The organism is Pseudomonas sp. TCU-HL1, from assembly GCF_001708505.1.
Lineage (GTDB): Bacteria > Pseudomonadota > Gammaproteobacteria > Pseudomonadales > Pseudomonadaceae > Metapseudomonas.
Genome location: NZ_CP015992.1, coordinates 4346599 through 4364547, shown reverse-complemented (window position 1 = coordinate 4364547; position 17949 = coordinate 4346599). Strand labels below are relative to the sequence as shown.

The window sequence follows — 17949 nt, the reverse complement described above, 5'->3', positions numbered from 1 at the left end:
TTGGGGAGAGGGGCCGGGGGTGAGGGTAGCGCCGCTAGCCGCTAGAATCGGCCTTCCCGTTCCCCTTGAGTACCCTCATGGATATCGACCTGGCGCGCACCTTCCTGGAGATCGTCCGCACTGGCAGCTTCGTCGCCGCCGCCGAGCGCCTGCATGTGACCCAGACCACCATCACAGCGCGGGTGCAGAACCTGGAGCAGCAGCTGGACTGCCGGCTCTTCGTGCGCAACCGGGCGGGCGCACGACTGACCGCCGACGGTGAGGTGTTCGTCGCCTATGCCAACCAACTGGTGCAGACCTGGGAAGCGGCCCGGCGCGATCTGCCGCTGCCCGAGGGTTATCGCGATGTACTCAACCTGGGAGGCGAGGTGAGCCTGTGCAGCCCGCTGGTGCTCAACTGGGTGATTCGCCTGCGCGAGCGCATGCCGTCCCACGCGGTACGTGCCGAAGTTGGCGAAGCGGGGCATCTGCAACAGCAACTGCAAAGCGGCCTGCTGGATGCCGCGCTGGTCTACCGCCCGGACTACTGGCCGGGCCTGCAGGTGGAGCTGCTACTGGAGGAGAAGCTGATTCAAGTGCGTTCGTCCGCCAACCCCGAGCCCTACATCTACAACGACTGGGGGCCGGAATTCCGCCAACGCCACGACGCCGCGCTGCCGGAAAAGGCCAGCGCAGTGCTGGCCACCAACCTCGGCCCGCTGGCGTTGCACTACATCCTGCAATGTGGTGGTTCCGGCTACTTCCGGACCCGCGTGGTGCAGGGGCATTTGGACAGCGGCGAGCTGGAACGGGTGGAGAAGGCACCGGAGTTCACCTATCCCACCTACCTGGTCTATTCCCGTGAGAAGGATTCACCGGCCCTGCGCCAAGCCATCGAGATACTGCGCGAAGTGGTGGTCGAGGACATCGACTGGTCCCGGCGCTGGGACCCGATCTGAGCCCGTAACCGCCCGGTGCTCAGGTAGGGCGTGCCGTGTGCGCACCACAGATTCCGCGCGGTGTTTCGGTGCGCGCGGCGCACCCTACGGTGAAGTGTGCAGGTCGGTGCGCACCACGGATTTACCACGGTGTTTCGGTGGGAGCGAATTCATTCGCGATTGAAATCGCTCCCACAGGTGCGTGCGGGACTCAACTCGCCAACTGCAACACCGGCTGCTGGTGCAGGTCCTGCAGCCAGTTGCGGTAGAGCGCGGCGATCAGGTCGCTCTGGCTGATGATCCCCACCACGCGGCCACTGTCGTCCAGCACCGGCAGGCAATGCAGGCCCTGGTCGGACAGCAGCGACACCAGTTCCACCACCGGTGTGTCCACGGTCACGCAGCGCACCGGGCGGCTCATCAAGCGCGATACCGGCGCTTCGCGGCGGGCACGGAAGCGCTCGGCGAGGCTGCGGGGCGCTGCGCCAGCGGCGTGGCCGAGCAGGTCGGAGAGGGTCAGGATGCCCACCAGATGCTGCTTGTCGTCCAGTACCGGCAGGGCTTTCAGATGATGCTGGTCGAGCAGGCGCCAGGCCTCGCTGACCGGTGCCTGCGGGCCGATCGTGCGCAGGTCGCGGGACATGATTCGCGCCGCTCGCAGGTCGCCCATGGTACGGCGCAGGGCGTGCTTTTCAGTGAGCTGCAGCAGGCGCTGGAGGTCATCGCGGGTCACATCGACGAAGCTGCCGAACTCGGCCAGCGCGTGGTCGAGATCCACTTCGGCAATGCCATTGCGCTCGCCTGGCAACGGGTCGGCGGTGAGGTGCGGGCTACTGGCCGGATGGGCGAGCTTGCGCGGGTAAGGGACGCCACTGAGGTTGTTGAACAGCAACGCCGTGCCCACCAGCACCAGCGATCCCAGCAACACCGGCAACAGCAGGTGCCAACCTTGCGCAGCCAGTACCGGTCCACTTAACGCGGCACCCAGGGCTACCGCACAACTTGGCGGGTGCAGGCAGCGCAGCGCCTGCATCGCCACCAGAGCCAGACCGAAGGCAAGGGCGGCCGTTGCCAGCGGGGGCAGTCCCCAATGACCGACCAGCAGGCCGATGGCGGCCGACAGCACATTGCCAGCGACTACCGGCCAAGGCTGGGCCACGGGGCTGGAGGTCACGGCGAAAAGCAGCACGGACGATGCGGCAAAAGGTGCGGCCAGGCGCAACGCCAGGTCGGCTCCGAGTAGCTGGATGCAGGCCAGGGTGGCCAGGGCGACGGCGATGCAGCCACCGATGGCGGCGCGCAGCCACTCCCGGGGAGGGGCGTTACTGGCGTCCGGCAACAGGCGCTGCCACCCGAGACGCAGAGGGTTCTTGGGCATGGGTATGACACTGGGCAGTTGATAAAAGGAGAGGCGCCGGTTAGGCCAGCTGACCTCTCAACCCCACTGGGGTGGGGGCTCCATCCTTGGATATGGAAACGTCTTTTTCTCGCGCACGGTTCCTCGGGAGGCCTGCTTGCGCAAGCCGGGCCGGGCCGGGCGTCGGGGATGGACGCATGCTAAGGGGTGAAAAAGTAGAAGGCTAATGAATGTTATTGCTGTTCCAGTGCAAAAAAATTGCATCAATGCTCGTGTTGGCCCAACTGAGGCGCTGAACGTTCTTGTGATGAATTCTTGACTCCTTTTTCACCTGTCGCTGCTTAGGGTTGGCGCGCAGGCAGGTGCCTGATCGCTGGATGCAGCCGCGCCGCCGGGGGATGGGTGGAAGGCTGGCACCGGCTCATCGACGGCTTAAGGAGCCAAACCAATGAACAAATTGCCTCAGATCACCCTGGCCTTCTGGGTGATGAAGATTTGCGCCACTACCCTGGGGGAAACCGCCGGCGACCTGTTGTCCATGACCCTCGACGTCGGCTATGCCATGAGTTCGCTGATCCTCTTCAGCCTGTTCCTGGTCGCGCTGACTGGGCAACTGATGTCCCGTCGCTACAACCCGGCCCTCTACTGGCTGGTGATCCTCGCCACCAGCACCGCCGGCACCACCATGTCGGACTTCATGGACCGCACCCTGGGCCTGGGCTACGCCACCGGCTCGGCGATCCTGATCGGTATCCTGCTGACGGTCTTCGCGGTCTGGCGCTTCAGCGAAGGTTCCCTGTCGGTGGAGCGCATCGCCAACCGCAAGGGCGAGCTCTTCTACTGGGTGGCCATCCTCTTCTCCAACACCCTGGGCACCGCCCTGGGCGACTACCTGGCGGATGACTCCGGTCTTGGCTTTGCCGGTGGGGCGCTGCTGGTGGGCAGTCTGATTGCCTTGGTGGCGGTGGCGCGCTACGCCACGAAAATTTCCCCGGTGGCGCTGTTCTGGATCGCTTTCGTCCTGACCCGGCCCTTCGGCGCGACCCTGGGCGATGTACTGACCAAGATGCCGGACAAGGGCGGGTTGGGCTTTGGCACCGTCGGCTCCTCCGCGATCCTGGCTGCTGTATTGCTGGTGATGGTGGTGGTTGCCATGCGCGGCACTACCCGCAACCGCTCCGGCGAAACCTCAGCGGAACTGGCCTGAGGCCAGGCAATGAACGCGCCTTTGTAGGTTGGGCCGGGCGGCGTTCCGCAGAGGAGCGAAGCCCAACAGTGCGGGGTGGAGCGTGCTTCGTTGGGCCTCGCTTCGCTCGGACCAACCTACGGGACAATGGCGGCCAATCGCGAATGAATTCGCTCCCACAGGATGGGCACGGGCGAGGTGTGGCAGTCAATCCATCACGTCTTGCAGCACTTCATGGATGATCCCCGTGGCCACCGCGACCAGGATCAGGTCGGTACCGGCGCGGACCCAGTCGTAGCCTTCGTAATGGGGCAGGCGGTTGACCAGGCGGCCGTCGAGTTTCTTGGCGATCCCCGGCGGCAGCGGCTTGCCGCGTGCCAGGTTCTTCTGGATACCCGGCGGCAGGGATTGGGCGGGCCCCCAGTATTCGCGGTTATCGCCGAGGATGATGCGGATGCCGCCGATATCCACCTGCGGGCCCCCGGACCAGTTGTTGCCTTGCGCGCTGGAGTGGCCCTTGTCGTGTCCCTTGCCTTTGCCAGGGTCGGCCAGCAGGGCGGGCGAGCCGGCGATGAGGACAAGGCTGGTGAATGTTGCGATGAGCGTGCGGGTTCTGGTCATGTCCGTGGTCTCCATGAGGGACTGTTCCCTTTGCTGGTGGACTGCGAAAGCAGGGGCGAGTGCCGCCACTATTGCAGAGTTTCCGGTGTTGCGAATTGGCCGAAACATGAACAGCTTCAAATCCCGGCAACCCGGTATCGGCAGATGCCTCCATTCGTCGTCCGCGGGTGAACCGGCACACGGTGCCGGAGTCTCAGGACGTATCGTGAAAGAAAGCCTCTGGAGGCTCCAAATTGATCAATAAGAAAACCCTGTTGGCCGCGGCCACCTGCGCGATGGTCCTTGCGGCGGGTACCGTCCTGCCAGGCGGTGCATCCCTGGTCGACTCCGCCTACGCCCGAGGCAATGGTGGCGGGAACGGTGGCGGTAATGGCGGTGGCAACGGTGGCGGGCATGGTGGTGGCCATGGCGGCGGGTTCGGTGGCGGCGTTGGCGGCGGTCATGCCGGCAGCCACGACGGCAAAGGCCACGGCTACGGCAAGAGCGCCGATCACGCGGGCAAGGCCACCCGCAATGGCGAGGACAAGGGCAACCACTACGGAAGCCTGCGCAATGATGACAACGGCCATGGCGTAGCGACGTCCGCCGTCGCCCGTGACAAAGACAGTCGCGGTCTGGCTAACGCCCGAGCAGTTGCCGATACCACTCCCGGCGACCACAACTCCGATGGTCTGGGCAAGGCAGGCGTTTCTTCGAGCAAGAACGACGGCAAGAGCCACCGCTAGAAACGACTGGGGGCAACCATTCGATTGCCCCCGTCTTCCTCTTAGCGTGCCGCCAGCAATACTCCGCGACATTCGCCGAAGCCGATGCCGGGGTATCCCTCCCGCTGGCAACGAGCGCGCAGGATCACTTCATCCCCATCTTGCAGGAAGGTGCGCTGCTCGCCGCCTGGCAGGCTGATCGCTTGCTTGCCGCCGAAGGTGCTTTCCAGCAGGCTGCCGAAGGCTTCCGGCTGGGGGCCGGACAGGGTGCCGGAGCCGAACAGGTCGCCAGGTTGCAGCTTGCAGCCGCCAACGCTGTGGTGGGCGACCATCTGCGCCACGGTCCAGTACATGTTCAGGGTGTTGCTCAGTGCCAGGCGGTGGGGCGGCAGGCCTTGTTCGCGCATGGCGGCGGTGAGGATCAGCACTTCCAGTTCGATATCGAAGGCGCCCTTGGCCTGGTCCGCCTCGTCCAGCAGGTAGGGCAGAGGCTGCGGATCACCTTCGGGGCGTGCCGGCTGGGTGGCACGGAAGGGTTCCAGGGCTTCGGCGGTGACCACCCAGGGCGACACCGTGGTGCCGAAGTTCTTCGCCAGGAAGGGACCGAGCGGCTGGTATTCCCAGGCCTGAACGTCGCGTGCCGACCAGTCGTTGAGCAGGCAGTAGCCGGCGATGTGCTGCTGGGCGTCGGCGATGGCGATGGACTCGCCCATCTCGTTGCCCTGGCCGATCCAGATGCCCAGTTCCAGTTCGTAGTCCAGGCGCTTGCTGGGGCCGAAGCTCGGTACGTCCTGGCCCGGCGGCAGGGTTTGGCCGATGGGGCGGCGCACCGGGGTCCCGGAGACGCAGACGGTGGACGCGCGGCCGTGGTAGCCGATGGGCACGTACTTGTAGTTGGGCAGCAGCGGGTTGTCCGGGCGGAACAGGCGGCCGACGTTGTTGGCGTGGTGGATGCCTACATAGAAGTCGGTGTAGTCGCCCACTTTGGCCGGCAGGTGCAATTGGCAGATGGACGCGGCTGGCAGCAGGGCCTGGCCCATGGCTTCCAGGCGCTCCTGGGCACTGCTGCCTTCGGCCAGCAGCTCTTGCAGCTGGGCGCGCAGGGCGCGGCGGGCGGAGCTGCCAAGGGCGAAGAAGGCGTTGAGGCTGTCGCCACAGGCTGACTGCGCGGCTTCAGCGGCTTCACCGCTGAACAGGCCGGCATCGCTGGCCACCTTGAGGTCGAAGATGGCGTCGCCGATGGCCACGCCGCCACGCGGCGAGGCGCCGGCCGGGCTGAAGATGCCCAGCGGCAGGTTCTGCAGGGGGAAGTCCGGGTGGCCGTTGGCGGAGGCGATCCAGCTGCGGCGGTGGTCTGCTTGGGTCATATCAAATCCTGCCCTTGTCGAAAGTCTTGGTCATGCCGGCCCAGCATGCATCGTAGTCGCTCTGCAGTTGTGGGCATTCCAGCGCGTACTGGCTGGGGCGCAGTACGCGGCAGGTCTCGAACATGAAGGCCATTGTGTTGTCGATCTTGTGCGGTTTCAGATCGGCGGCGATGGCGGCGGTGGTGGTGGCGTTGTCCGGGCCGTGGGCGCTCATGCAATTGTGCAGGGAGGCGCCACCCGGGGCGAAGCCTTCAGCCTTGGCGTCGTAGACGCCCTGGATCAGGCCCATGAATTCGTTCATCAGGTTGCGGTGGAACCACGGCGGACGGAAGGTCTTCTCCGCCACCATCCAGCGCGGCGGGAAGATCACGAAGTCGACGTTGGCCTGACCAAAGGTGTCGCTGGGCGAGGTGAGCACGGTGAAGATCGACGGGTCCGGGTGGTCGTAGCTCACCGTACCGATGGTGTTGAAGCGGCGCAGGTCGTACTTGTAGGGCACGTTGTTGCCGTGCCAGGCGACCACGTCCAGGGGCGAGTGGTCCAGCTCGGTGGCCCAGAGTTCGCCGAGGAACTTCTGTACCAGGGCGACCGGCGCATCGAGGTCTTCGTAGTGGGCCACCGGAGCGAGGAAGTCGCGCGGATTGGCCAGGCCGTTGCTGCCGATGGGACCGAGGTCTGGCAGGCGCAGGGCGGCACCGTGGTTCTCACAGATATAGCCACGGGCGGTGGCATCCAGCAGTTCGACGCGGAACTTCATGCCGCGCGGAATCACCGCGATTTCCAGCGGCTCCACGTCCAGCAGGCCCAGTTCGGTGGCGATTCGCAGGCGGCCCTGTTCGGGAACGATCAGCAGCTCGCCATCGGCATTGAAGAACACCCGCTGCATCGAGGCATTGGCGCGGAACAGGTGCACGCTGACGCCCGATGCCTGCTCGGCATCGCTGGTGGCGGCGATGGTCACCAGGCCGTCGATGAAGTCGGTGCGTTCGGCTGGAATGTCCTGCGGGTTCCAGCGCAGGCGGTTGGGTGTCACCGGACCGAGGCGATTGCCGGCGATCTGGCGCTCCAGGCGCTGGTATTGCGGATGGTTGGCCGAAGGCTTGATGCGGTACATCCAGGTTCGCCGGGCCTCGCTGCGCGGGACCGTGAAAGCGGTACCGGAAAGCAGTTCGGCATAGAGGCCGTAGGGCGTTTTCTGCGGGGAGTTCTGGCCAACGGGCAGGGCGCCGGGCAGCGCTTCGCTGCTGAACTCGTTGTCGAAACCGGACTGGTAACTGAGCGGGGTGGGGGAGACCATGGCGACCTCTATGTTTTTTTGTAATTTGATTACGCATAACGTAATTTGAAAGCCAAAAGGGGTCAAGCTATAACAGCGCCCTCCATACCGACCAAGGCCAGGACATGACGAACGACAACGACAGCGCACCGCGCCGGCAGAAGGTGCAGGCCGCGGAAGTGGGCACCGACATCCTCAAGGGGTTGGCGGAACTGGCACCGGCTACCTCGCTGTCGAAACTGGCCGAGCACGTCGGCATGCCGGCGAGCAAGGTACATCGCTACCTTCAGGCGCTGATCGCCAGCGGCTTCGCCGAACAGGACGCCACCACCAACCACTATGGCCTTGGTCGTGAAGCGCTGCTGGTGGGATTGGCCGCCATTGGGCGGCTGGATGTGGTGAGGGTTTCCATGCCGCACCTGGTGGAATTGCGCGACGCGCTGAACGAAACCTGCTTCCTTGCCGTGTGGGGCAACAAGGGGCCAACCGTGGTCCATGTGGAGCAGGCCCTGCGCGCGGTGACCCTGGTGACCCAGGTGGGTTCGGTGCTGCCGTTGCTGGGTTCCTCCACGGGCCTGGTGTTCAACACCTACCTGCCTGAAGCCGAAACGGTCTTCCTGCGCGACGAGGAACTGGCCCAGCCAGGCGCGCCCGCAACCACGGAACTGCAAGCGCAGATGGCGCAGATCCGCGCCACCGGCCTGCATCCGGTGCATGGCCTGTTGATGCCGGGCGTGAATGCGATCTCGGCGCCGTTGTTCGCCACTGGCAGCAAGCTGGCTGGGGTCATCACGGTGGTAGGCGCCGCCAGCGTGTTCCGCGCCGATACCCAGGGTTCGGCTGCCGAGCGCCTGCACCAGGCGGCCCAGGCCATCAGCCTGCGGATGGGTGGGCAGCCGCCGGAATCGTTCTGATCCTCGCGTGTTGGCGGGCAAGCTGTTCAATGGCTCGGTCAGCATTGAGTGCTGCTGGAACGTCCTGAGCCAAGCTGCTTGCCGAGTTCTGGGGATGTTTCTGGTTTCGCCTTCCCCTATTCCTCCTCCCCCGTGAACAACTGGCTGCACTCCCGCGGATCGCCGGTTTCCACACCTACCTGCAGCCAGTGCAGACGTGTTTCGAGGCGGCCCAGGGTCATCGGGTCGGGGACCACGGGCTGGCCGTTGCCCTGGGCCTTGGTGCGTTCCTGGCCATAGGCAATTACCACTTTCAAGGCCGGCTCCAGGTCCTTGGGTTTCATCCAGGCATATTTGTGCTGGGCGTAGGTGATCCAGCTGCCCACCAGGCAATCCGCCACCAGCTCCTGGCCCAGTTGCAGGGTCGAGGTTCGCTTCGACGGATCGAGGTCCATGTTGTACTCCCGGAACCAGCCCGCCACGCCGACGATGTTCAGGATGTGGTGGGCCGCCTCATGGGCCACCACATAGGTGCGGGCCAGGTCGCCTAATTCCGGGGCGCGTTGTTTGAGTTCGTCGAGGTAGGCCAGGTCGAGGTACATGCGCATGCTCTTCGGGCAGTAGTAGGGCCCGCTGATGAAGCCGGTGAGTTGGCAGGGCGCTTCGATGCGGCCTTCGTAGAGCGTCAGCTTGGGCTTCTTGTAGGCGTAGTCGCCACGGGCCAGGAACTCACCCCAGATGTCTTCGATGCTGTCCATCGTCAGCATCACCAGCTCCCGCGAGTCGGCGGGGGCCTGCATCGGTGCCGGCACGGGCGTGGGTGCCGCGGTGCTGGTGGGCTCCTCGACGACCTGCTCGGGAAATGCAGGCGATGAGGGCTTCAGGCGATCGATCAGGTGCGCCGGACCGAAGAGCAGGTAGAGGCTCACACACACCAGCGCGACGAGGATCAGCAGCCAGGCCAGGATGCGCAACAGGCGGAGCAGCAGGCCCTTGCGAGGCAGCGGGGCGGCAGATTTCTCGGGCATGGCGTCGGTTCCTGAAGGCGTCGAGATTGAGTGTTGTCGCTTCCGGGCAACCTCGCCATTTGTTTCTCTCATGAGACACCTGTCACATGATGGCAACCTGACGCTGCTTGAATGCCCGGCACCCAACAGTCGCCCGGAGTACCGATCATGGCAGCCGAAAGCAGTCTGGCTCGCCTGCTCAAGACCGTGGAGCCGCTGGCTCCCGACATGAGCATCAGTGATGTGGCCGATCGCCTGCTGACTACTGAGCACAAGGCTTTCCTGTCGTTGCCGGTGGTGGACGGACAAGGGCTGCCGCTCGGCCTGGTCAGCCGTTACACGCTGCAGGACATCTTCATGCAGCGCTTCGGCCGCGACCTCTGGGGTCGCCGTCCGGTGGCTGACGTGATGAACCCGGCACCGCTTACCGTCGCCCTGGCTTCCGGCCTGGAACTGGCGGCCAAGCAGGTCACCGCGCAATTGCAGTACCCGATTACCGAAGATTTCATCCTGGTGGACGAGCAGGGACGCTACCTGGGACTCGCTACGGTGCTGGACCTGCTGAAGGCCATGGAGCTGCGCATCGCCCAGCGCAACCGGGTACTGCGCAAGGCACTGGTTGACCTGAAGGAGTCCCAGGCCCAGCTGGTGCAATCGGAAAAGATGGCGTCCCTCGGCCAGATGGTCGCCGGCGTTGCCCACGAGCTGAACACACCGCTGGGTTACGTGAAGAACAACGTGCAGTTGATGGAAGAACTCACTACGCCGCTCTTCGCCCTCGCCGAGAGCCAGGCTGTCCTGGCCGCCTGCCTGGATGACCCGACCTGCGACGAAGCGCGGCTGGCCGATGCCCTGTCGTGCGCAGCCGCCGCACGCGAAGGCGCCTCCCCGGAGCTGCTGGCGGACGACCTGCGCCAGCTGTTCGGCGACACCCTGTATGGCCTTGGCCAGATCGCCGAGCTGGTGTCCGGGCTCAAGGATTTCGCCCGCCTGGACCGCGCCATGAGCGAAGCCGTGGACCTCAACGACTGCATCCGCAGTGCGTTGCTGATCGCGCGTAACCACATCAAGGACAAGGCCGAAGTCTTCCAGTTGTTGGGCGAGTTGCCGCGCATCACCTGCGCGCCATCACAGATCAACCAGGTGCTGCTCAACCTCTTCACCAACGCCGCCCAGGCCATGGACGCACCAGGGCGCATCCAGGTGAAGAGCTGGGCCGACGAAGGCAACGTCTGCATCTCGGTGCAGGACAGCGGCCGCGGGATGCCGCCTGAGGTCATGCAGCGCATCTTCGATCCCTTTTTCACCACCAAGCCGGTGGGCGAGGGCACGGGGCTGGGCTTGTCCATCAGCTACAAGATCGTCCGCGACCACGGCGGTAGCATCCGCGTGGCCTCGGAGCCAGGGCGCGGAACGCGCTTTCTCATCAGCCTGCCATGCAGCCAGGCAGTCGAACTGAAACGGAGCGCCTGAGCCCATGAGTACACCCGTTCGCATCCTCTTCGTCGACGACGAGGAACGTATCCTGCGCAGCCTGGCGCTGCAGTTCCGTCGCCAGTACGACGTGATCACTGAAAGCGACCCGTTGCGGGCACTGGAGCGGCTGAAGGAAGAGTCGGTGCAGGTCATCGTCAGCGACCAGCGCATGCCGCGCATGAACGGCGCCGAACTGCTGGCCCGCTCGCGGGAGATTGCCCCGGAATGCCTGCGCATCCTGCTCACCGGCTACTCCGACCTGGATGCCGCGGTGGACGCCCTGAACAACGGCGGCATCTTCCGTTACCTGACCAAGCCTTGGGACCCACAGGAAATGGCCTTCACCCTGCGCCAGGCGGCGGAAATCGCCGAGCGCCAGGCTGCGGCACCGGTCACCGCCACCACCAGCGGCCTGGCCGCGCCGCTCACCCTGATGCTGCTGGATGACGACCCGGAAACCCGGCACTGCGTCGAGGCGTTCTGCCAGGCAGGCGGTCACCGCCTGCTGCGCGCCCACAGCCTGAGCGAAGCCCTGGTAGCGCTGAACCTGGAGCCGGTGGACTTGCTGGTCAGCGACCTCAAGCTGGGCGGCGAGGACATCGCGCCACTGCTCAAATCCCTGGCGCAGGCCCATCCGCGCCTGCTCAGCCTGGTGGTGACGCCGTTCCGCGATACCCAGGCGCTGCTCAAACTGATCAACGAGGCGCAGATTTTCCGCTACCTGCCCAAACCGATCCGCCGCGGCCTGTTCGAGAAGGGCCTGAAGGCCGCGGCCGAGCAGGCCTTCCTCTGGCGCACCCAGCCGCTGGACGTCATGCCACGCGCCGCCGAAATGCCCAAGGAAGCCGGTGAACAACAGCGCGTCGGCAGTCTCCTCGGGATGCTGGCGCGATTGCGGGAACGGGTGATCGCCTGAAAGAGGGAGGGGCCGCGTGGCGGCTCTTTTCGCGAATGAATTTGCTCCCACAGGCACTGGTGCGCACATAGCGCACCTTGCGGTAGGGCGTGCAGCGATGTTATGCCGAGGTTTGGACTCGACCTCTCGCCCCCTTCCAGGGGCTTATGGCAAGTCCAGGTTCTACGAACGTGGATGTTTACTGATCCGGTGAAACAGACCCTTCCGAATGCATGGTGAAACTCCTGTTGCATTGATTGAGGAGCTGCCACCAGACGTCGCCAAACGAAGGGTGGCAGACCGCGCGGGGTTGGTGAACCGGGCAACAGGAGCCGGCAGACCACGAGGGGTCTCCCCGCGCGATCTGCCATAAAGCAGAGCAGTTAAAAACTGCATGCGTATGCAGGCCTGCAAGAAACGTCCGCCGTTTCTCGCATGCACCTTGTGGCGCAATCGCGCCTGCTGCTATTGGGTCGCCGGCCACGGGATTGACCGTGGCCGGGGCAGGATAGGGATGGTGGGGCGGGCTATGGGTGGCTTTCGACCCATTGAGGTCAATGGTGCTGTGGCCAATGATCTTGGATCTCGTACCACGAAGCCTTGGACATCACCTGAATGTGCTTTTGTTTATTCGAGGTGAATGTTGTATCCAAGGTGCCCAACGCTATCGAGATCCAGTCTGAGTATTCACCTCGGCTTGTTGACCAGAACAGAGACGAACCGCACTGGCAGCAAAACTGACGGAGTACTGATTCGGAAGACTGGTAAGACTTAATGCTATCGGCACCGTGAATGAGGTGCAGGTCGCCACGCAACACACTGCCATAACTGGCGAATGCTGCCCCATGACTTTTGCGGCATTGGCTGCAATGGCAGTGTGAAAGCGCTTTAGGTCGCGACGAGATTTGGTATTTGACGGCGCCGCAAAGGCAGCTGCCCTGGAAGGCGTCAGTCATTTAGGGGTAAACCTTGAAACGGGAAGGCCGCAAATTTAAACAGCCGGCGTTGACAATGTCGAAAGGCCGCTCCTTGCACTTCATTGAACGACCAGCGGAACAGGCCGCTGTCACGGAAGCGGCCGTGGCGATTCTTCGAGAAGGTCGAGTGATTGGGCACTTCGTCCTCCAGGCCCTGCCGGCAGAACCAGCGATAAGCCAGGTTCAGGTGCACTGCTTTGCACAATCGCCGCTCGGAGCGGATGCCGTAGCAATAGCCGACGACCAGCATGCGCACCATCAACTCCGGATCAATCGAAGGGCGGCCGGTGGGGCCGTAGGAGTCCGCCAGGTGGCCGCGCAGATCGCTGAGGTCCACGCACTGGTCGATGCAGCGCAGGAGGTGATGGGGCGGGACGTGCTCTTCCAGGTCGAACGAGTAGAACAGTCACTGCTGTCCACCCGGTAGCTGTCCCATCATATGGATTGCTCCCAGTTAACTATCACCTGGCAACTTTGGAAATGGCGCCAGAGGAGGCTGCCATTTGCCAAACCAGCACTGCGCAGAAAGAGGCCCTTTACGCGACCTAAGACGTATGCAGTTGGTTGATTTCAACCGTTACATGGACCAGTTCCGAGTGGACCCTAAGCGCTTGCCGCACGCTATCGGCATCCAGCGTTCCCATAGTCGCGAGTGTGAGCAAGCAGGCGTACTGGTCCTTGCTGACCCGCCAAAGATGCAAGTCGGTGATGGTGGTGGGCACCGGCAGCTCTGCGATGACCTGCTGGATCTCCTCCACCACGGGAGTGTCCATCTCCGCATCCAGCAGGACGCGCGAGGTGTCGCGCAGCAGCCCCTTGGCCCAGAGCCCTACCAGCACCGCCCCCACCAGCCCCATTACAGGGTCGAGCCAGCCCGCGCCCCAGAGCTTGCCAGCCAGCAGCGCTATGATTGCCAACACCGACGTGGCGGCATCTGCCATCACATGTAGATAGGCGGAACGCAGGTTGAGATCGTCGTGGTGATGTCCGTGATGCTGATGGCCGGGTCCATGATCGTGGTGATGGTGATCGTGGTCATCCCGCAGCAGCCACGCGCACAATAGATTGACCACCAGTCCCACCACTGCGATGGAGATAGCCTGGTCGTAACGAATGGGGCCCGGCGAGAGCAGGCGCTCCACTGATTGGAACACCATCAGCGCCGCCACCCCTAGCAGCAAGATTGCGCTGGTATACCCGCCCAGAATCTCGATCTTCCAGGTCCCGAAGGCGAAGCGCCTGTCGTGGGTCAGTTGCCGCGCCGCCGCGTAGGCGAACAGCGAGAGCCCGAGGGCGAGCACATGCGAACTCATGTGCCAGCCATCGGCGAGTAGCGCCATCGAGTTGAAGTGCCAGCCGCCGACGATCTCCACCAGCATCATCGCAGCAGTGAGTGACACGGCTAACCGCGTTTTGCGCTCGGCGGACAGGTTGCCCTGGTGGAAGTGGTGGGAGTGGACCCAATGTTCCGGAGTTCGGGCGGTCATGGTTATCATGCTCCAAATCAAACGTTGATCATACTATACCCCAGTATACTAACAAGGGAGAAAAGTCATGGCACACACCCTCAAGGGAAAGAAGCAGCTGCTGACGCGGATACGCAGGATCAAGGGGCAGGCTGCCGCCTTGGAGTCGGCACTGGAGCAGGAAACGGAGTGCCTTGCCATCCTTCAGCAAATTGCTGCGATTAGAGGAGCGGTCAACGGCCTCATGGCCGAGGTGATGGAGGGCCACATCCGTGAGCATCTGGGGGCAGAGGACCTCAGCGCTAAGGAGAGGGAGGCAGAGGTTGATCAGATTGCGGCGCTGCTTCGGTCATACCTCAAGTGATCTGCAGGGTAGTAATGGATCAGGTGCAGTCAGCCCCGCAGTGACCGGAAAGGGGACCCGGAAACGGGAGAGGTTTATGTGCGCCAGACGAAGCTTGGTCGCCTTGGGATTGATGGCGCAAGCCGTTGCGCATGAGGGTTGCTCTGGAGTCGCACCCGGAGAAGACGCGGTTGGTGGGTTTCAAGCCCGTTCTACCAGGTCGAGGCAGAAGCTTCGATCTGGTGGGATTCACTCACTGCTGGGGGCGATCCAGGTCAGGCTGTTGGACGATTTATCGGAAAACTGCCCAGGACAGTCTCCGGCGAGCGATCAAGCAGATCAGTCGATGGCGCCGTGCGAATCGGCATCAATTCGTGCGAGACCAGCACGTTCAACTGGTTCGCAAGCTGAGAGGGCACTTCGCCTACTTTGGGATTCGCGGCAACTGCACTGGCGCTCGCTCATACGCACCTCGATCTTCATTGTCCGGCGGTTAGCCTGGCCCAGACGCGGTGGGTCGTTTCATGAACGCTACGCGGGCGAGTGTGAAGAACGCGTCAACGTCCAGGCCGCTTGCCCGTGCGCCAGTGATGCGGCTTCTTAACGCGTTCTTGACGTTGATCGGTACAGAGTGCGGCCATCGCCACTGAAGGAGCCTGGTCATGGCCCGCAAACCTGTATTTCTGCTGCTTGCACTCTCGACATTCATGCTGATCCCTGCCGCATATCCGGCCACCAAGGACCGGGCGAAAGTGTTCGGGTGGGTGGAGGAAGGCCTGCTCCTTCCCGAGAAAGTGTCCGTCAAGATCAAGCTGGACACCGGTGCCCTGACGTCCTCGATGGATGCCAAGGATCTGGAGCGCTTCGAGAAGGAGGGTGAGAAATGGGTGCGCTTCAACGTAGAGGTGAAGGACAGCGAAACCGGTGAGATGGTGAGCATTCCCTTCGAACGCCCCGTGGAGCGGAGCGTCAAGGTTCGAGGCGCTGGTGGCGCCGAGCATCGTCCGGTGGTCAAGCTGAAGATGTGCATCGGCGATCACGTCTACGACGAAGAGTTCTCCCTGAAAAATCGCGGCAAGATGCTCTATCCGGTACTCATTGGCCGTCGCACCCTTGAGCACCTGGGCGCGGTGGATGTTTCCCGCACCTTCACCACCGAGCCCAAGTGCGACGAAGGCGCATGACGCTCATCACCATCACACGCTGTTAACGCTGAACCATACTGGGAAACCACGGGGCGCTCCCGGCATGTACCCAGAAGGGAACCAGGACCGTGCGCATTCTGATCATCGAAGACAATCCGGATATCGTCGCCAACCTGTACGAGTATTTCGAGCCGTTGGGGCATCAGCTCGACAACGCCCGGAATGGCCAGGCAGGACTGGCTCAAGCTACAGCCCAGCGTTTCGATGTCATCGTGCTGGATGGCATGCTTCCCGGCCTGGATGGCCTGGAAGTGTGCCGACGTCTGCGGGAAGAGCATCAATGCGACACGCCGATTCTCATGCTCACCGCTCGCGACACGATTCACGACAAGGTCACCGGATTACGTGCCGGCGCCGACGATTATCTGGTCAAGCCCTACTCGTTGATCGAACTGGAGGCCCGACTGGAGGCATTGGTCAGGCGTGCGGGAGCCCCATGCTCCAATCAGGTGCTGCGTTTTGGCGGGCTGGTGTTCAACCTTGGGACATTCGAGGCAACTCGCGATGGACAGCGGCTGGAACTGACACCCATCGGTTACAAGTTGCTCGCCGCGTTGATGCGGGCGGCGCCCCTACTGGTGACGAGGGAGGAGCTGGAGCATCAGCTCTGGCAGGATGAGCCGCCGCTCAGTGACGCCCTGCGTAGCCATATTCATGTATTGAGGCAGGCAATCGACAAATCATTCCCCTCTTCACCGCCGATGCTTATCACCGTTGCGGGCATTGGCTATCGCCTGGTGGAAACCGATGCGCACCAGTAACTCGATACGTGGGCGAATGGTGGCGGCTTACGTGCTGCTTGCCGTCATTATCGGCGGCGTGTTTGCCGGTTCTGCGTTCTTCGTGATCAACGAGATTGAGATCCAGCTGATCGACAAGCGCCTGGCCCGTGCCGCCGATGCCTGGGAAGCAGGCGCGTATCAGTCAGCACAGCAGCCGACGGAGCTTGGCTTTCTCACCGGTACGCAATTGCCACCCGCTCTCCAGAAGCTCCCTCCTGGCATTCATGAGCTGCGCTTGAGCGGCCGCGCACTGCACGTGCTCATCCGTGAAACGAACGGTGTGCGCCATGCGGTGGTGGACGACCAGAGTGACTTCGAAGACATCGAAATCTCGACCTATGTCGCCTTGAGCGTCGCCTTTCTCGGCGGCATCGCCTTGGCACTTCTGATCGGTCGGGCCAGCGCGAGCCGCGTGATTCTGCCTTTGACCAATCTGGCGAGTGCTGTCGAGGAAAATCAGCGTGAAGAAGCGCTCCCAGGACTCGATTCGCGGGACGAAATCGGGGTGCTTGCACGTGCCATCGAGGATCGCACCAACCAGTTGAGCCTGGCCCTGCAACGCGAGCGCTGGTTCACCGCCGATGTCAGTCACGAGCTGCGCACCCCTCTGACAATCATGCTTGGGGCCGCCGAAGTACTGGCAAGGCGCCTGAAGGATCAGCCGGACCTGTTGCTGATGACCGACCGCATTCGGCGCAATGCGTCCGATACGGCTCAGCAGGTTGCCGCATTGCTGCAGTTGGCGAGGGTTCCGGAGAGCGGCCATCTCATGTGCGTACCGCTGCGACAACTGATCGAGCATGAGGTGGAGCGTTGCCAGCCGTTGCTGCGAGACAAACCCCTGACCATTGAAGTAGTTGCGCCGGAGGAGGTGACGGTACAGGCCATCCCGGACCTGGTAACCATCGCCGTCAGTAATCTATTGCGCAATGCCTGCCTGCATACCGAGCAAGGGGTCATCACGGTTCACCTGGACGCCGGCGCCATCGCTGTCGAGGACAATGGTCCCGGCTTGCCCGAGACAGTGAAAGCTCGTCTATTCGACCGTTTCATGCACGCTCGCGATGATGCGTCGAATGGCTCGGGGCTGGGCCTGTCCATCGTCAAGCGGGTTGTCGACCACTTGGGATGGACGGTGGCGCACACACATGGCGCGGCGGGTGGTAGCCGGTTCTTGTTGCAGTTCCATCGGGACAACGACAAGCGTGTGTTAGAGCGTTGTCGCATGACCCACGCGGGCTCCACAGTGCCTTGAACCTCAGGTTTCCGAACCACTACTTGCATCAATCTGCAGGCTGCTTTGGGTAGAGTGCGCTGGATTTGGCCTCACAGTGGAGGAGGTTGTTGACCCTTCGCTTCCGGCCAATTCTGTTGAAAAAACAGTGCCGCTTCAGCCCACTCGCACGACGCCTTAGAAGCATCCAATCGAGGCGTTGCCAAGCAAAGCCTGGAGCGTTGGTTGTCTGGTTCTTCCTGT

17 protein-coding genes and 1 pseudogene are annotated in these 17949 nt (G+C 63.2%); 10 read left to right on the top strand and 8 right to left on the bottom strand.

All coding sequences use genetic code 11. From position 1 onward, the window contains the following. Nucleotides 1-77 precede the first annotated feature (77 nt). Complete coding sequence (locus tag THL1_RS20140) at nt 78-938, top strand: LysR family transcriptional regulator (RefSeq protein WP_069084891.1); 861 nt, start codon at nt 78-80, stop codon at nt 936-938. A gap of 190 nt (nt 939-1128) precedes the next feature. Here THL1_RS20140 and THL1_RS20135 read toward each other — a convergent pair whose 3' ends face one another. Continuing rightward, nucleotides 1129-2295, bottom strand: a complete 1167-nt coding sequence (locus THL1_RS20135; protein WP_069084890.1) for an HPP family protein — start codon at nt 2293-2295, stop codon at nt 1129-1131. A gap of 427 nt (nt 2296-2722) precedes the next feature. On the opposite strand from THL1_RS20135, the gene THL1_RS20130 reads away from it, so the two are divergent. After that, the gene (locus THL1_RS20130) at nt 2723-3481 is read left to right on the top strand and encodes a hypothetical protein (protein WP_069084889.1); all 759 of its coding nucleotides are present in this window, start codon (nt 2723-2725) and stop codon (nt 3479-3481) included. Between the two features lie 186 nt (nt 3482-3667). Here THL1_RS20130 and THL1_RS20125 read toward each other — a convergent pair whose 3' ends face one another. Next, nucleotides 3668-4081, bottom strand: a complete 414-nt coding sequence (locus tag THL1_RS20125; RefSeq protein WP_069086576.1) for an anti-virulence regulator CigR family protein — start codon at nt 4079-4081, stop codon at nt 3668-3670. 275 nt (nt 4082-4356) lie between these two features. Between THL1_RS20125 and THL1_RS20120 the strand changes: the two genes are divergently transcribed. Beyond that, nucleotides 4357-4806: a hypothetical protein gene (locus THL1_RS20120; protein ID WP_069086575.1), complete on the top strand. Its 450-nt coding sequence runs from the start codon at nt 4357-4359 to the stop codon at nt 4804-4806. 41 nt (nt 4807-4847) lie between these two features. On the opposite strand, the gene fahA is transcribed toward THL1_RS20120, so the two are convergent. Continuing rightward, the gene (gene fahA, locus THL1_RS20115) at nt 4848-6152 is read right to left on the bottom strand and encodes a fumarylacetoacetase (RefSeq protein WP_069084888.1); all 1305 of its coding nucleotides are present in this window, start codon (nt 6150-6152) and stop codon (nt 4848-4850) included. A 1-nt stretch (nt 6153) separates the two neighbouring features. Then, the gene (hmgA, locus tag THL1_RS20110; protein ID WP_069084887.1) at nt 6154-7449 is read right to left on the bottom strand and encodes a homogentisate 1,2-dioxygenase; all 1296 of its coding nucleotides are present in this window, start codon (nt 7447-7449) and stop codon (nt 6154-6156) included. Between the two features lie 104 nt (nt 7450-7553). On the opposite strand from hmgA, the gene THL1_RS20105 reads away from it, so the two are divergent. Then, entirely contained in the window at nt 7554-8342 is a 789-nt protein-coding gene (locus tag THL1_RS20105) for an IclR family transcriptional regulator (RefSeq protein WP_069084886.1), read from the top strand. 116 nt (nt 8343-8458) lie between these two features. Here THL1_RS20105 and THL1_RS20100 read toward each other — a convergent pair whose 3' ends face one another. Continuing rightward, complete coding sequence (locus THL1_RS20100) at nt 8459-9349, bottom strand: neutral zinc metallopeptidase (protein ID WP_069084885.1); 891 nt, start codon at nt 9347-9349, stop codon at nt 8459-8461. Between the two features lie 147 nt (nt 9350-9496). Here THL1_RS20100 and THL1_RS20095 point away from each other — a divergent pair, with 147 nt between their 5' ends. Further along, nucleotides 9497-10801: an ATP-binding protein gene (locus THL1_RS20095; RefSeq protein ID WP_069084884.1), complete on the top strand. Its 1305-nt coding sequence runs from the start codon at nt 9497-9499 to the stop codon at nt 10799-10801. A 4-nt stretch (nt 10802-10805) separates the two neighbouring features. Beyond that, nucleotides 10806-11720, top strand: coding sequence for a response regulator (locus THL1_RS20090; protein WP_069084883.1), 915 nt, complete (start codon nt 10806-10808; stop codon nt 11718-11720). Between the two features lie 533 nt (nt 11721-12253). Here THL1_RS20090 and THL1_RS29170 read toward each other — a convergent pair. The 3 genes and pseudogenes from THL1_RS29170 to dmeF all read right to left on the bottom strand — a co-directional run bounded on the left by THL1_RS29170 (nt 12254) and on the right by dmeF (nt 14163). After that, on the bottom strand, nt 12254-12655 hold the full coding sequence (locus THL1_RS29170) for a GFA family protein (protein WP_083245955.1): 402 nt from the start codon (nt 12653-12655) through the stop codon (nt 12254-12256). Nucleotides 12656-12731: 76 nt separating this feature from the next. Then, nucleotides 12732-13082, bottom strand: a pseudogene (locus tag THL1_RS29165) (transposase); the annotation flags it as partial. 139 nt (nt 13083-13221) lie between these two features. Beyond that, on the bottom strand, nt 13222-14163 hold the full coding sequence (gene dmeF / locus THL1_RS20080) for a CDF family Co(II)/Ni(II) efflux transporter DmeF (protein WP_069084881.1): 942 nt from the start codon (nt 14161-14163) through the stop codon (nt 13222-13224). 67 nt (nt 14164-14230) lie between these two features. Here dmeF and THL1_RS20075 point away from each other — a divergent pair, with 67 nt between their 5' ends. From THL1_RS20075 to THL1_RS20060, 4 genes are all read left to right on the top strand, one after another. Continuing rightward, nucleotides 14231-14506 (top strand): metal/formaldehyde-sensitive transcriptional repressor, encoded by a 276-nt coding sequence (locus THL1_RS20075; RefSeq protein WP_069084880.1) that lies wholly within the window; start codon nt 14231-14233, stop codon nt 14504-14506. 641 nt (nt 14507-15147) lie between these two features. Beyond that, on the top strand, nt 15148-15669 hold the full coding sequence (locus THL1_RS20070; protein WP_069084879.1) for an ATP-dependent zinc protease: 522 nt from the start codon (nt 15148-15150) through the stop codon (nt 15667-15669). Between the two features lie 89 nt (nt 15670-15758). Beyond that, nucleotides 15759-16451: a response regulator transcription factor gene (locus tag THL1_RS20065; protein WP_069084878.1), complete on the top strand. Its 693-nt coding sequence runs from the start codon at nt 15759-15761 to the stop codon at nt 16449-16451. Further along, nucleotides 16438-17727 carry a sensor histidine kinase gene (locus tag THL1_RS20060; protein ID WP_069084877.1) on the top strand — a complete coding sequence of 430 codons (1290 nt, stop codon included), beginning with the start codon at nt 16438-16440 and terminating at the stop codon, nt 17725-17727. The genes THL1_RS20065 and THL1_RS20060 overlap by 14 nt, the downstream gene beginning before the upstream one ends. Nucleotides 17728-17949: the final 222 nt, after the last annotated feature.